The organism is Psychroflexus salarius, from assembly GCF_900129035.1.
GTDB classification, from domain to species: domain Bacteria; phylum Bacteroidota; class Bacteroidia; order Flavobacteriales; family Flavobacteriaceae; genus Psychroflexus; species Psychroflexus salarius.
The window spans coordinates 26,704-40,786 of record NZ_FQTW01000005.1; the positions used below are offsets into that span (position 1 = coordinate 26,704).

The 14,083-nt window shown below is 32.9% G+C and carries 16 protein-coding genes; 11 read left to right on the forward strand and 5 right to left on the reverse strand.

The annotated features are described in order from the left end of the window. Positions 1-15: 15 nt before the first annotated feature. Positions 16-882 (forward strand): TraB/GumN family protein, encoded by an 867-nt coding sequence (locus BUB82_RS07300; RefSeq protein ID WP_073192959.1) that lies wholly within the window; start codon positions 16-18, stop codon positions 880-882. Between the two features lie 5 nt (positions 883-887). Here BUB82_RS07300 and BUB82_RS07305 read toward each other — a convergent pair whose 3' ends face one another. Then, entirely contained in the window at positions 888-1,697 is an 810-nt protein-coding gene (locus tag BUB82_RS07305) for a lysophospholipid acyltransferase family protein (RefSeq protein ID WP_073192960.1), read from the reverse strand. A 177-nt stretch (positions 1,698-1,874) separates the two neighbouring features. Beyond that, entirely contained in the window at positions 1,875-2,531 is a 657-nt protein-coding gene (locus BUB82_RS07310; protein WP_073192961.1) for an NUDIX hydrolase, read from the reverse strand. Here BUB82_RS07310 and BUB82_RS07315 point away from each other — a divergent pair. Continuing rightward, a complete protein-coding gene (locus BUB82_RS07315) occupies positions 2,519-3,247 on the forward strand; it encodes a peptidylprolyl isomerase (RefSeq protein WP_083574495.1) in 729 nt (242 codons plus the stop codon). The genes BUB82_RS07310 and BUB82_RS07315 overlap by 13 nt on opposite strands. 10 nt (positions 3,248-3,257) lie before the next feature. Here the strand turns inward: BUB82_RS07315 and BUB82_RS07320 are convergent, their stop codons facing one another. Then, on the reverse strand, positions 3,258-3,887 hold the full coding sequence (locus BUB82_RS07320) for a trimeric intracellular cation channel family protein (RefSeq protein WP_073192963.1): 630 nt from the start codon (positions 3,885-3,887) through the stop codon (positions 3,258-3,260). After that, complete coding sequence (locus tag BUB82_RS07325) at positions 3,887-4,600, reverse strand: RDD family protein (RefSeq protein ID WP_073192964.1); 714 nt, start codon at positions 4,598-4,600, stop codon at positions 3,887-3,889. The genes BUB82_RS07320 and BUB82_RS07325 overlap by 1 nt, the downstream gene beginning before the upstream one ends. Positions 4,601-4,630: 30 nt before the next feature. On the opposite strand from BUB82_RS07325, the gene BUB82_RS07330 reads away from it, so the two are divergent. The 7 genes from BUB82_RS07330 to rdgB are packed head-to-tail and all read left to right on the forward strand — an operon-like array spanning position 4,631 to position 11,412. After that, positions 4,631-5,611: a stage II sporulation protein M gene (locus tag BUB82_RS07330; RefSeq protein WP_073192965.1), complete on the forward strand. Its 981-nt coding sequence runs from the start codon at positions 4,631-4,633 to the stop codon at positions 5,609-5,611. Continuing rightward, positions 5,580-6,467: a hypothetical protein gene (locus BUB82_RS07335; RefSeq protein WP_073192966.1), complete on the forward strand. Its 888-nt coding sequence runs from the start codon at positions 5,580-5,582 to the stop codon at positions 6,465-6,467. Before BUB82_RS07330 ends, BUB82_RS07335 begins: the two co-directional genes overlap by 32 nt. Next, on the forward strand, positions 6,460-7,224 hold the full coding sequence (locus BUB82_RS07340) for a DUF4129 domain-containing protein (protein ID WP_073192967.1): 765 nt from the start codon (positions 6,460-6,462) through the stop codon (positions 7,222-7,224). Before BUB82_RS07335 ends, BUB82_RS07340 begins: the two co-directional genes overlap by 8 nt. Continuing rightward, the gene (locus BUB82_RS07345; RefSeq protein WP_073192968.1) at positions 7,217-8,419 is read left to right on the forward strand and encodes a DUF4350 domain-containing protein; all 1,203 of its coding nucleotides are present in this window, start codon (positions 7,217-7,219) and stop codon (positions 8,417-8,419) included. Before BUB82_RS07340 ends, BUB82_RS07345 begins: the two co-directional genes overlap by 8 nt. Then, complete coding sequence (locus BUB82_RS07350) at positions 8,412-9,488, forward strand: AAA family ATPase (protein WP_083574496.1); 1,077 nt, start codon at positions 8,412-8,414, stop codon at positions 9,486-9,488. The genes BUB82_RS07345 and BUB82_RS07350 overlap by 8 nt, the downstream gene beginning before the upstream one ends. Further along, complete coding sequence (locus BUB82_RS07355; RefSeq protein WP_073192969.1) at positions 9,488-10,816, forward strand: DUF58 domain-containing protein; 1,329 nt, start codon at positions 9,488-9,490, stop codon at positions 10,814-10,816. The genes BUB82_RS07350 and BUB82_RS07355 overlap by 1 nt, the downstream gene beginning before the upstream one ends. After that, a complete protein-coding gene (gene rdgB, locus BUB82_RS07360; protein ID WP_073192970.1) occupies positions 10,816-11,412 on the forward strand; it encodes an RdgB/HAM1 family non-canonical purine NTP pyrophosphatase in 597 nt (198 codons plus the stop codon). The genes BUB82_RS07355 and rdgB overlap by 1 nt, the downstream gene beginning before the upstream one ends. A gap of 42 nt (positions 11,413-11,454) precedes the next feature. On the opposite strand, the gene BUB82_RS07365 is transcribed toward rdgB, so the two are convergent. Further along, positions 11,455-12,855 (reverse strand): S1C family serine protease, encoded by a 1,401-nt coding sequence (locus BUB82_RS07365; RefSeq protein WP_073192971.1) that lies wholly within the window; start codon positions 12,853-12,855, stop codon positions 11,455-11,457. Between the two features lie 240 nt (positions 12,856-13,095). Between BUB82_RS07365 and BUB82_RS07370 the strand changes: the two genes are divergently transcribed. Next, complete coding sequence (locus tag BUB82_RS07370) at positions 13,096-13,635, forward strand: Riean_0653 family protein (RefSeq protein WP_073192972.1); 540 nt, start codon at positions 13,096-13,098, stop codon at positions 13,633-13,635. Between the two features lie 17 nt (positions 13,636-13,652). After that, entirely contained in the window at positions 13,653-14,060 is a 408-nt protein-coding gene (locus BUB82_RS07375) for a hypothetical protein (RefSeq protein ID WP_073192973.1), read from the forward strand. Positions 14,061-14,083 lie beyond the last annotated feature (23 nt).

Sequence of the window (14,083 nt, forward strand, 5' to 3'; positions counted from 1 at the left end):
AAAAAAACTTTTATTATGATCCATAAAATTATATTTCTATTAGCGCTATGCAGTTCAGCGATTTTTAATCTACAAGCACAATCTATTGAAAATGCTTTATTATGGAAAGTTAGCGGTAATGGACTTGAAAACGAGTCTTACTTGTATGGCACAATTCATTTAGCTTGTGAAGTTAATATTTCTGAAGAAGTCCAATCTGCTTTTGAAGCTACCAATCAACTTGCGTTAGAAATTAATATGGCAGACCCAGCGATGATGACAACCATGATGCAAAGCATGTATTTGGCTGATGGTAAAACCCTAGCTGATTTTACAACTGAACAAGAACTGAAGCAGTTAGAAACTTTTTTTGAAGGAAAAGTACCAGGAATGAATTTTGCTATGATTCAAAACATCAAACCCTTCTTCTTGAGTTCTATGGCTATGACCAGTTTTTTAAGTTGTGCCAACCCTCAAGGTTATGATATGTATTTTCTTCAACAAGCCAAACAAGCTAAAAAGTCAATTATTGGTTTAGAAACACTTCAAGATCAATTAAACATGATTGATAAGTTGCCTTATGAAAGTCAGGTTGATGATTTATTAGTTATGGCTAATGCAACGGCAGAAGAAAATAGAAAAATGTTTCAAAAGATGTTTAAATTTTATGAGGCTAAAGATTTAAAGGGTTTAATGGATTTTATGACTCAACAAGAGTCTTCTGTAACCTTATTTGCCGAAGATTTCTTAGATAACCGAAATAAAAAATGGATTCCGGTTATCAGTAAAAAAGCAAAAGAAAAATCTACTTTTTTTGCTTTTGGAGCGGCGCATTTAGCAGGGAAAAACGGTGTTGTTAATTTACTTAGAAAAGCTGGATTTACAGTTGAAGCAATTCAGTAAATTCTTTAATTTTTAGCGCTATAACGTCGTTTTTCATTAAGTGCTTCGATGGCTTCAAGCTCTTTTTGTGGAATTACTTTTAACAATGATGGGTGTTGCTCAATCGCATATTCAATTTTTTCTACAATTTGGTTGATACTTTCATTATCGTAATCAATTTCTAAAGGCGCTTTAATCACCATTGATTGTAAAATATTCCTTTTTTTGATGCGAATACCTTTCTTGTCAAACGAACGTCTAAAACCGTCAATTACAATAGGCACTACAATTGGTTTGTAACGTTTTATAATGTGAGCAGTTCCTTTTCTAATAGGTTTCCAAGGCTTAGTGGTACCTTGTGGAAAGGTAACCACCCAACCGTCATTTAAAGCCTTGCCAATATTGCTAATATCACTCATTTTTACTTGTCGGTTAACGTCTTTACCAGCAGCACGCCAGGTTCGGTCTATACTTACAGAACCAGCATAAGCGAGAATTTTAGGTAAAAGTCCACCCTTCATAGTCTCGCGCGCAGCGACATAATGTAGATTCAGCTTAGGGTTCCATAAATAACCAACATTTTTAATGCTATCATCACGACCACTTAGACTTGCATTAAACACGTGATACATGGCTACAACATCAGCAAAATAAGTTTGGTGGTTAGAAATAAACAATACATTTTCATCTGGCAAATCCCTTAAAATTTGTGATCCTTCAATATGTAAGTCATTAAAACCTCGATAACGCCGATGCGTTAAACCGCCCATAATCCTAATGAGCCATTTTTTTAAAAATAAATAATGTCCAAACGGATTCTTCTTAAACAAACCCATATTTTTCGTAAATTAGACCGACAAATATACACTGTTTTAGCTCTAAGCCGAATCAAATTAACGATTTTAAACCCAATTTATGCATTATAACTTTGCAATAAGGTTTGAAAACACCAATGAAATATTGATTTTGACATTGTTTCAAGCCCTAATAGATTTTCTAATGCTTAATTTGGGTTAAATACTTTTACCTGCTAACCCGTTTAGCATAAGTGATTTAATTTCGGCTAGCATCATTGCCGTTGCACCCCAAACTATTCGATTATTGAAGTTAAATGCATTGACAAGCATTCTCTTGGCATAAGCCGCAGATACTTCGGTTTTAACCTCATTAATAGGGTTTAAACAATCAGCCAATAAAATGCTGTAAACACATTCTACTTCAGTTTCTTGTAGAATAAATTTCGGTTGATGATCTAAAAAACCAAGAAAAGGAAAAACAATAAAATTAGAAGGTGGAATGTATAGCTTAGTTAAAGGCCTAATAAGCTTAACAGTTGAAGTTTTTACGCCTATTTCTTCTTCGGTTTCACGTAAAGCGGTTTCTAAATAGTTTGCGTCTCTTTTTTCGACTTTTCCGCCTGGAAAACCAATTTGATTAGAGTGTACACCCGAATTAGATTTTCGTTGAATAAAAACCATTTGCATTGCATTAGCTTCATCAGGGTAAACCAAAGCCATGACTGCTGATTCTTTAGCGTTTAGATTATTATAGTTAATATTTTCAAGTTCTTTCCGTCTACTAAATGGCGCCATTTTAACCTGAGCAGAAAGTCCTGGAAGTTCATTTTTTTGTAATTTTGGAACTAAATTTATAAATGATGAGAATTGCATTAATAGGAATTATTTGCTTTTGTATACTAGGATGTCAGCAAGATACAAATAAATCTAAAAGCAAAATAAAGGCTAAAAAAGAAACTAATAGTATTATAAAAAAAACACCTGAAGAAGAAGTGGTTATTCCTTCAGCTGGAGACGCTGATATTGATTTATCTAAGGTGAAAACAATTACTCAAGAAGAACTCATGCCTTTTTTAAGGGATTATTTTAAAAAAAATAACCAACGTTTGTTCGTTATTGAAACCCGTTTTGGCAACATCAAGATTAAACTATATAATGATACACCGCTTCATACAGCAAATTTTGCGCGTTTGGTCGAGCTTGATTATTTCAATACCACTTTTTTTCATCGGGTCTCAAAAAATTTTGTAATACAAGGCGGAAATAGTGATAAAATTGTAACACACAAATTCAGAAATAAGATTGGTGACTTTCTCATTCCTAATGAATATATGCCAATGCATAAACATGTATATGGTGTTGTTTCTGCTGCTAAGTTCACAGAACAAAATGTAAGTAATGCATCCTCACCATTCGAGTTTTTTATTGTAACCGCAAAAAATGGCGCACCACATTTAGATAAAAAGCATACGGTTTTCGGTGAAGTTGTTAGCGGAATGGATATTGTGCATGAAATTTCTAAGGTTGAGGTTGATGATAGTGAGTGGCCAAGACAAAATATTGGTATTGACATTAAGCCTGCTAATTAACCTGAGATCATTACCAGTAATCTTCAATATTTTCTTCTTTCTTATAGATGCTTGGTAAGGAAATTTTAAAAACAACTGCTGCTAAACGAACTAAAATCACAACAATTCCGGCAATGATAAATATTAAACCTTTCGGTACATTGAGTTCGAGTAGTAAAAAATAGCTTAGACCGCCTAAAATGCAAGCGGTTGCATAAACTTCTTTTCTAAAAATAACAGGAATTTCATTACATAAAGTATCTCTTATAACACCACCAAAGCATGCACTCATTGTGCCTATTGCAATGCATATTTCAGCCGAAAACCCGTAACTGATTCCTTTCTCAACACCAACAACAGTGTACAAACCAATACCTAAAGTATCAAACAAGAATAGTGACTTGCGCATGTAGGCCAGTTTTTTTCTAAAAATAACCGCCAAAATTGTGGTGATTAAAATGACATATACGTAAATCATTTCTTGCATCCACATCACTTCAGAGCCGATCAAAATGTCTCTTATCGTACCACCACCAACCGATGTTACAAAGGCTATAATTAAAATACCAAAGGCATCCATGCGTTTTTTTAGCGATGATAAAACTCCTGATATTGAGAATGTAATTACGCCAAGAATATCAACAAGTAAGATGTAATCCATTATTTTTGAGCGTAATAGTTATAATCTTTAATGAGTGTTTCTACAAATGTAACTGGTTTTTCTTGAGCCTTTACATTTAATTTTCGTTCTAAAGTTTTTGAAAGCTGTAAAATTACATTGTGTTTAGAATTCAGTTTTGCATCTTTAAAAATAGAATTAATCCGACGCATTTCAACATCATCGATAATAGTAACTTGCGGATAAACAGGTGAGTAATTATCAGGGATTTCAGTTGCCATTGTTTTAAGTAGTGAAGATTTTCTACGTTCACTTATTACTGTTGTTTTTGCAGCAATATCACCTAATCGCTGACCTTTACCGTTAATTAAAACAGTTAAAACCGCAACCGAAACGCCTGTTAAACTTAAATCAATTGTACGCAAAAGCCATCTAATTAAGTAAGCTGAAAATTTTGGTTTAGAGCCATCAAGCATAACAACGCGAATGTTCATGGCCATTTTACCAAGACTTTGGCCATTTAAAAAAACTTCCATCAATAAATGATATAATAAGAATGGTAATGTAATGACCAATCCGCTTGCCCAAGTTTCAAAAGGTGAGATGTTCATACCACTTAAAATTAAAACCACAGTTGTTATGTATGCAATTAATATTAAATAATCAATCAGGTAAGCAATTCCCCGGCTAAGTACTGATGCCGCGTTTTGTGTAATTCTAACATTTTGTGCTGTTTCTATTTGATAGTTATCCATGAATTATGTTTCTTTGAAAAAAATCTACCGATGCGTGAGGCGGCATTTATAAAACAAAATAAGAACAATTGGATAAAATTTGAAAGCCTTCTGCAAAATTATTCTGAAATTGATGCTGAAGTTTTATCAGATTTGTACATTAAACTCACTGATGACCTTAGCTATGCCCAAACGTTTTATAACGGAAGTGAGACGCACAAGTATTTAAATGAACTATCAGTTGCCGCTCACCAGAAAATCTATAAAAACAAACGTGAGTCACGTAATAAATTTTATCGATTTTATTTTGTAGAGTTTCCACTGATGTTTTATCAATACCAAAAGCAGCTACTATTCAGCTTTGTTGTTTTTGCTTTTTTTGTTGCTGTCGGTGCATTTTCTGCAGCGAATGATAGTGATTTTGTTCGCTTAATTTTAGGTGATGCTTATGTGAACCAAACCATTGCTAATATTGAAAGTGGCGATCCTATGGCTATTTACAAAGAGTCTAACCAAGTTGATATGTTTTTAGGAATAACCATCAATAATATTCGGGTTTCGCTTACAGCTTTTACTTTTGGTGTGTTGTTAGGTCTAGGAACACTTTACATTGTCATACAAAATGCTGTGATGTTAGGTTCGTTTCAATTCTTTTTTTATGAAAAAGGCTTGCTTTGGGAATCGGCTAGAACAATTTGGATACATGGTACAATCGAAATATCAGTCATTATATTAGGTGCTTGTGCTGGGTTTGTGGTTGGCCAAAGCATATTAATGCCTAGAACTTATACACGCTTGCAATCATTTATTAATGGTGCTAAAGATGGACTGAAAATAGTAATTAGTACAGTTCCATTTTTTATTGTCGCTGGTTTTTTAGAAGGTTTTGTGACCAGACTTACTGAAATGCCTGACTGGCTGGCGATTTTAATTATTTTAAGTTCTTTAGGATTAATTATTTATTATTACGTTATTTTACCAATTCAAGTTAATAAAGCTCATGAAACAAAATTTACAATTCAAAAAAAGTAGAGATTTAGGTGAAATTATCACCGATACGTTTACCTTTTTAAGGCATCATTACAAAAGCTTTTTTACTGTGTTTTTTAAACACGTTGGGCCTTTAATATTATTAACCACGCTATTATCTGCTTATTTGCAATATTCTGCAACTGGTTTAGTTACTGATTTTGGTGGCGGTGATGGTTCAGTATCAGCTTCTGCAGGTTTAGATGTGATGAATTATATAGCAGAGTTTTCAGTTGTTGGATTATTAAACATATTAGCTGCAGTAATTACCTATGCTATGAGTATTTCATGCGTATTATATTGCATAAAATCTGTAGTTGACCACGGCGAAATTCAAGAAACTGAAGTTGTACAGCAAATGCGTCAAAAATTTTGGGCTTTTATTGGTGCCAGTATTTTAGTTTTTTTATCGGTTATGGTTGGTGCACTTTTCTGTGTAATTCCAGGGATTTATTTAGGTATTACTTTGTCAATCATATTTTCAGTAATGGTGTTTAAAGATATGTCAGTTATAGATGCTTATTCATATTGTTTTCAATTGATCAAGCAAAACTGGTGGATGACTTTTTTAACGTTAATTGTTATCGGTCTTTTGGTTGGTATTGCTGGTACTATTTTTCAACTACCCATGATAATTATGGGCGTGATTGAAGGAGTAAGTTCTGTGCAATCTGGTGGTGAACCTGATGTGTTTTTTGGTGATAATTGGTTGTATATGGTATTTTATGTGATTTCAACAATTGCTAGTTACGCTCTTCAAGTTATTACAATTATTTCAACCGCATTGATATACTTCAATTTAGACGAATTTCACAACAATACTGGTCAATTAGAACAAATTGAAGAACTAGGTGCATAAAATTTTCTTATTCATATTCAGTTGCTTAATATTTCAACTTTCGGTTGCTGGTCAAGTTGATTCAACTTCTGTTGAAGAACAAGAATTGCTCTATGACGATTCTGAGGCAAGTTCAATTGAAGTGTTTGAACCAAATTTTAAGGAGACTTACCTTGATCAAGATGCGTTTAATTACACTGAAGTTGCTTATAAAGAAAGCGCTTGGCAGAGTTTTAAAAACTGGTTAAACTTAAAATGGAATGAATTTTTAGAGTGGTTACTTCCAAAAGCTTCAAAAAGTAGTTTCTGGGATATTTTGGGTACAGTTTTAAAGTTCTTACTAATTATAGGTATTATTACACTAATTATTTGGTTATTTATTAAGTATAATCCAGGTCAAAGTTTTGTAAAATCATCTCATAATTCTGAATTGAATTGGACAGAAGATGACTATTTAATTCATAAAGAAGACTTAACTAAACTTATTGCTCAAGCTAAAACTGAAGAAAATTTTAGGTTAGCAACACGATATTATTTTCTTGAAACATTGAAGCGCTTTAAAGATTTAGATTTAATTAAATATGAAGCTGAAAAAACAAACTATTCTTATGTAAATGAATTATCAAACACAAGCTTAACATCTAGTTTTACTGAAGCTGTTCGGTTTTATGAGTACGTTTGGTATGGCGATTTTGAGATTAATAAAAGCCAATTTGACCAAGTTGAAGCTTTGTTTATGAAGATGTTTAATCAACTAAAGTCTAAAGCTCATGCCTAGATCGATTAAACTATTTTTAGTGGCCATTTTTGGCGTTGTTTTAGTAGTGATGTACTTAGAATATACAGCACCAAAACCTTTAGATTGGACACCTGATTATTCGCGCAACTCGAATTTACCCTTAGGTACTCAAGTTTTTTTTGAGCAACTAGAAAACAATCAGCAAATTAACCTTAAACTCAATAATCGGCCACCAATTGAGTCTTTGGGAGAAGACTCTATAAATTTAAATCAAAATTTCATTTTTATAAATAATTATCTACCATTTTCAGGAACAGAATTAGACTCTTTGTTGAATTGGGTGAGTTCAGGAAAACAAGCTTTTGTTTCTACTTATTATGCGCAAACTCTATTTGATAGCTTAGGTTTAAAAACCACCAATCTAGTCCTAAATGATCGTATCAACTACAAACCAGAGTTTCAGCTTTATAACGATAAACGTGCCACTTCAGTTTTAAGTAAATTTAATAAAGCAAGAAATTACTATCATCATTTTAAAGAGTTAGATACTCTAAATACAGTTGTTCTTGGTTACATGCAGCCAGAAAATTCTGCTAATCAAAAGCAAGTTAACTTTGTTAAAGTAAATTATGGTCAAGGTGAGTTTTTTGTTCATTTAGCACCAGAAATTTTCTCTAATTATTTTATACTTGATAAAGCTAATTCAGATTATACAACTCAAGTTTTAAGTTATTTAGATTTTGAAAATCCATTAGTTTGGGACGCTTATTATAAAACCGGTCGCGAGCGTATTTCAAGTCCGCTATATTATTTGCTCACAACACCAAGTTTAAAATGGGCTTACTACACCTTACTAGTTTGTTTAGTGCTTTTTATCATATTTGAAGGTAAGCGTAAGCAAAAACCTATAAAAGTAGTTAAGCCTTTGCAAAATAAATCTTACGAGTACGTTCAAACCATTTCAGGAATGTATCTTGACAAAAAAGCACACCATAAGATGGCTTTAAAAATGATTGATTTATTTTTGGCAAAAGTACGTCAAGATTTTCATTTGCAAACCCAAGATATCAATACTCAATTTATTTCACAATTAGCTCATAAGCTTAATGTGAACAAAGATGAAGTGACTGCTTTTATGAAAAAAATAGACCGTATTAAGCGGCAAAATCATCTTACAAAATCAGAATTAATCGAACTAGAACAAGAGATTTCAAAGTTATTAAACCATGGATAAATCACAAGACAAAACATCAAATCAAAACCTCAACAATAGCGATGACGAACAATTAAGTACATCACAAAACAACAAGCAAGAGGTTGCAGCAGACTCATCAACCGATTTTGAATCGCGAATCCCTTTAGATCAGCTTAAACAAAGCGTTCAAGAGCTTAAAACAGAACTTCAAAATCTCATTGTAGGTCAACACGATTTTATAGAGCTTCTTATTGTGAGTTTACTCGCTAATGGCCATGTTTTGATTGAAGGCGTTCCTGGAATTGCCAAAACAATTACCTCTAAGTTGTTTGCTAAAACGATCAGCACTCGTTTTAACCGTATACAATTCACGCCAGATTTAATGCCAAGTGATGTTTTAGGAACTTCAATTTATAATAAGGCCAGCCAATCTTTTGAGTTTAAAAAAGGGCCTATTTTTTCAAATATTGTTTTAATTGACGAAATTAATCGAGCACCTGCTAAAACACAGTCGGCTTTATTTGAAGTGATGGAAGAATACCAAATCACAATGGATGGTCAACAGCATAATTTCGAGCAGCCTTTTATGGTGATTGCCACTCAAAACCCTATTGAACAAGAAGGAACTTATGCATTACCTGAAGCACAATTAGATCGGTTTTTATTTAAAATTAAAATAACTTACCCTAATTTAGAAGAAGAAAAAGAAGTTTTAAAATTACATCATTTACGAAAAACACAGCGAGCTACAGATTTAATTAAGGAAGTTATTAAACCAAGTGACTTGTTAAACTACCGCGATTTGATTAACAACATTGTATTTGAAGATAAGTTGTTTGATTATATCGCACAGATTATTAATGAAACACGTCAACATCCGCATTTAAGTTTAGGCGCTTCACCTCGGGCATCACTTGCTATTATGAAGGTTTCTAAGGTTTTTGCAGCGATTCAAGGGCGAGACTTTGTAACGCCTGATGACATCAAACAGTCATTAAATCCTGTGCTAAACCACAGAATTGTGTTAACACCAGAAAAAGAAATGGAAGGTTTACAAACCGAAGATGTTGTTGATATGATCGTAAAATCTGTAGAAATTCCACGCTAGTGATTTCATTTTTTAAATCTTTATTTTTTGGACAACGCTTGTTTCAAAGCTTGATTGTGATTGCAGCTTTGTTCTTACTATCGCAGTGGGTACAAATACTGTACTTACCAACATGGATTTTACTTATAGCACTTGTTTTTTTAGTGTTAACAGAAGGTATTGCGTTATACAAATCAACTTCATTTAATGCTGAACGTATATTAACAGAAAAGTTTTCTAATTCTGACGAAAATTCAGTTACCATTAACCTTTCAAATTCCTACGGCTTTAAGGTCAATATTGAAGTGATTGATGAAATACCAATTCAATTTCAAAAGCGTGATTTCCAGAGAAATTTCAACCTGAGCGCCAATTCAAACACTCATTTTTCTTACACTTTAACACCAAAACAACGTGGTGAATATCATTTTGGCGCAGTACACTGTTTCATTTCAACTGTTCTAAAATTGGTAAAACGCCGCTACAGTTTTAGTCAAAATCAAATGGTAAAGGTGTATCCGTCTTATATTCAAATGCAAGCTTTAGCTTTTTTAGCGCTTGACCGTCAAAGTGAAATTGGCCTAAAAAAAGTACGTCGGATAGGACATACTTTAGAGTTTGAACAAATTAAAGACTATGTTTTAGGTGATGATATGCGAACAATTAATTGGAAGGCCACAGCTAAACGTGACCAGTTGATGGTTAATCAATATCAAGATGAGCGTTCGCAACCTATTTATAATATGATAGATCGCGGCCGATTAATGAAAATGCCTTTTGAAGGTTTAACTTTGCTAGATTATGCTATTAATTCAACTTTAGCTTTTAGCAATATTGCTCTAAAAAAGAAGGATAAAGTTGGTTTGTTAAGTTTTGCAGAATCGATTAAAGATTTTACAAAAGCTACCGATAAGTCGTCTCAATTACGGATTATTTTAAACCGATTATACAATGTAAATACGCATTTTTTAGATCCTGATTTTAATCGCTTATATGCTCATGTAAAAACATATATCAATCAACGGAGTTTACTGTTGTTGTATACTAATTTTGAACATATGAGCAGTCTTGAACGCCAATTGCCTTATTTGCGTGCCTTATCTAAAAAACATGTTTTGGTAGTGGTTTTGTTTGAAAATACTGAAATTACCGAACTTGCTAATTCTAAAACAACTAACATTACCAGTGTTTATGAAAAAACTATTGCGCAACAATTTAATTATGAAAAACAATTGATGCGTAAAGCTTTATTGGCAAATGGCATACAAAGTATTTTGACAAAGCCTAAAGATTTATCGGTAAATACAATTAATAAATATCTAGAAATTAAAGCAAAAGGACTACTTTAATGAAACTTATTTTTGCCACACACAACCCCAATAAAGTTAGTGAAATTCAAGCCATGTTACCTAGCGGAATTGAACTAATTTCACTAAAAGATCTTGATGATTATGATGAAATTGAAGAAACAGCATCTACTATTGAAGGTAATGCTAAGCTAAAGGTTGAAGCTATTGCAAATAAATACAATTATCCGTGTTTTGCTGATGATACAGGTTTAGAAGTAGCTGCTCTAAATGGCGAACCAGGTGTAAAGTCAGCCCGTTATGCTGGTGAAACCAAAGATAGTAAGGCTAATATGAGAAAGTTATTAAACAATTTGGCAGACAAATCCAATCGTAAGGCTCAATTTAAAACGGTGATTGCTTATAAAGCAAAAGGTGGTCAAATATTAACTTTTGAAGGGATTTGCAAGGGTGAAATTTTAAAATCGGCTAGAGGTGAAGGCGGTTTTGGGTATGATCCTATATTTCTACCAAGTGGTTATACACAATCATTTGCTGAAATGACAGCTAATGAAAAACACCTTATCAGTCATCGTGGATTAGCATTTAAAAAGTTTATTAAGTTTTTAAGTGAGTCTCATAAAAACAAAACGCTTTAGCATTAGAACTAAAGCGTTTTGTTGTTTATCGTTTTTGTTAATTTACCTAAATATGTAAGTGTCTTCTTGACCAGCACTATTTTTAAATGTAATGATTAGCGGTTGATTGTTAGAAGTTTGTAAAATTTGCTTAACTTCAGAAATAGAATTTACTTTTCGTTTATTAATCTTAGTAATTAATAATCCTTCAAACATACTCAGTTTAGGCGATAAAGCCTTATCAATCATCACACCATTATCACTATCAAAGGTTTTATATTCGTCTTTCTCAAGGTTTCTAATTTGTAAACCTAGTGGCTTAATGATGTAAGTTGAACTCATCATCAACTCAACTGAAGTTTTCATTTGTTTACCATTTCTTAAATAAGTGACTTCCACAATATCACCAGGGTTTTTAGAATTTAAATAGCCTTTTAAATCTGTGAATTTTCTGATTTTGATTTGATCAATTTTTGTGATGATATCACCCTTTTTAAGACCGGCATTTTCTGCAGAACCATCTTTGGCAAAACCAGTAATGTAATAACCTTGCGTTACGTCAATATTAAGCTCTTTGTAATTTTTTTCATTGATATCTAGTCCGCTAACGCCTAATAATGCTTGTTTAATCGAGCCATATTCAATTAAATCATCTATAATTTTCTTAGCGTTATTACTTGGTATAGCAAATGAATATCCTATATAGGAGCCAGTTTTTGAAGTTATGGCCGTATTAATTCCGATTAATTGTCCTTTTGCGTTGACTAAAGCGCCACCACTATTGCCTGGATTTACAGCTGCATCTGTTTGAATAAATGATTGAAATAAATTATCATTCGGATTCAAGTCACGGGCTTTAGCACTAATAATTCCAGCGGTAACCGTAGATGTTAAGTTAAACGGGTTGCCAATGGCTAAAACCCATTCACCAACTTCAACCGCATTTGAGTCTCCGAAACTTAAATAATTTAAGTTGTCACGGTCAATTTTTAATAAGGCAATATCATATTCAGGTGCTGTGCCAATAATTTCAGCTTTAAAAGTTTCGTTATTATTTAAGGTGACATCAACTTCAGTTGCACCATCAATAACATGGTTATTTGTTACAATATAGCCATCAGGACTTATAATAACGCCGCTTCCAGCACCTCGAATGTATTTTCTTGGTTCGTCATTATAGCCATAACCAAAACCCCAAAAGCCTTTAGATTTTGTCACGGTTACGTTTTTAACGTGAACAACAGCATCTAAGCTTGTTTTTGCTGCTGTTGTAAAGTCAGTTTCTTCAGCGGCATAATTAGTACTATAATTCACAGGCATGCTTGATTGTTGAACAATAGGTTGAGTTTCATTGAGATTTAAAGAACTGGTGTTTTGGGTTGTTGATACCGAATAATGATAAACACCAATACTTAATGTACTCACTATAATTGTGATGATAATTAATTTTATTGCTTCTTTCATGTTAATCAATTTTGTTTCAAATTTTTAAAAAATTACAGATATCGTCAATCTTATTTAACGTCTATTTAACCCACAAAAAATGGGTCTATTTTCCATATTTGTAATTTTTGCACCATCCGTGAGCAATATGGTGGAAGAAGTAGAATTGTTAACATAATCATAACGTGAATTACGGAAAAACCGTTAAATAAAATATCACAATTTCATTACTTTTAGAATATAAAAAACAAATCAATAGTTATGAAAAATTTAATTTTGCTTATAGCAATTGGACTTACACTATGTTGCTGTAGTAACGACGACGATAATAATAATGGCGAGACTTTACCACCTGCAACCCAAACAGGTGCAAATACGGTTGGTTGCTTAGTTAACGGAGAAGTATTTTTGCCTAAAAGCGAGGGCATAAATCCTGCTGTGGTTTGCAATTATGAATATGAAGAAGGAGAGTTTTATTTCAATTTAGTTTTTAGTGACCTAAGAGGAACTGGTGTAAAAACAGTTTCAGTTAGAACAAGTGAAATAGCACTACAAGCTGACTCGACTTACTCTCTCGACCAAGATAATACAATTTTCGACTCTTTTATTGGTGGTGGCGGATTATATGGTATTAATGCTACAAATTATTTTTATACAAATTCTGCAAACACAGGAGAATTGACAATTACCCGTTTAGACCTTTCTAACTCTATAATATCAGGAACATTTTGGTTTGACGCTATAAATGACAAAGGCGACATTGTAGAAATTAGAGAAGGACGATTCGATTACCAATATTAAAATAAATACCTAAACCAATGAAAACTATTTACACATTACTATCTATTTTATGCTGTACTTTATTTTTAAATGCACAGCAAGCCAATACAGATTTTGCCAACCAAATGAATACCATATTTCAGCACTTGGATAAAAACCGAGTACCACACGGTATTCTTACAGATTTTGGGTTGGAATATGTTGACCTTAATGGTTACAATGGTACACTCAATAATAACAACCATACCAGCAGAACAACGGTACACGAATCGTTTTACACCTTAATTTCATCACGTATCCGCGCAGTCAATACAGGCTTTATGCAACCGATTGACTTTGAAAAATTATGGCATAGTAAAAGAACTCAAGGCTTGATTACCGTTGGTGGACTTTACTTTAAATATGCAAAGTTTAAGGACGATGCTAGAACACATCTGGTAAGGTAAGTGTTGTAAACAACAAACTGTAT

Coding starts and splice junctions, on each gene's coding strand:
- BUB82_RS07300 (WP_073192959.1), top strand. CDS start 16: ATGATCCATAAAATTATATTTCTATTAGCGCTATGCAGTTCAGCGATT.
- BUB82_RS07305 (WP_073192960.1), bottom strand. CDS start 1,697: ATGGGTTTGTTTAAGAAGAATCCGTTTGGACATTATTTATTTTTAAAA.
- BUB82_RS07315 (WP_083574495.1), top strand. CDS start 2,519: ATGAGAATTGCATTAATAGGAATTATTTGCTTTTGTATACTAGGATGT.
- BUB82_RS07310 (WP_073192961.1), bottom strand. CDS start 2,531: ATGCAATTCTCATCATTTATAAATTTAGTTCCAAAATTACAAAAAAAT.
- BUB82_RS07320 (WP_073192963.1), bottom strand. CDS start 3,887: ATGGATTACATCTTACTTGTTGATATTCTTGGCGTAATTACATTCTCA.
- BUB82_RS07325 (WP_073192964.1), bottom strand. CDS start 4,600: ATGGATAACTATCAAATAGAAACAGCACAAAATGTTAGAATTACACAA.
- BUB82_RS07330 (WP_073192965.1), top strand. CDS start 4,631: ATGCGTGAGGCGGCATTTATAAAACAAAATAAGAACAATTGGATAAAA.
- BUB82_RS07335 (WP_073192966.1), top strand. CDS start 5,580: ATGAAACAAAATTTACAATTCAAAAAAAGTAGAGATTTAGGTGAAATT.
- BUB82_RS07345 (WP_073192968.1), top strand. CDS start 7,217: ATGCCTAGATCGATTAAACTATTTTTAGTGGCCATTTTTGGCGTTGTT.
- BUB82_RS07350 (WP_083574496.1), top strand. CDS start 8,412: ATGGATAAATCACAAGACAAAACATCAAATCAAAACCTCAACAATAGC.
- rdgB (WP_073192970.1), top strand. CDS start 10,816: ATGAAACTTATTTTTGCCACACACAACCCCAATAAAGTTAGTGAAATT.
- BUB82_RS07365 (WP_073192971.1), bottom strand. CDS start 12,855: ATGAAAGAAGCAATAAAATTAATTATCATCACAATTATAGTGAGTACA.
- BUB82_RS07370 (WP_073192972.1), top strand. CDS start 13,096: ATGAAAAATTTAATTTTGCTTATAGCAATTGGACTTACACTATGTTGC.
- BUB82_RS07375 (WP_073192973.1), top strand. CDS start 13,653: ATGAAAACTATTTACACATTACTATCTATTTTATGCTGTACTTTATTT.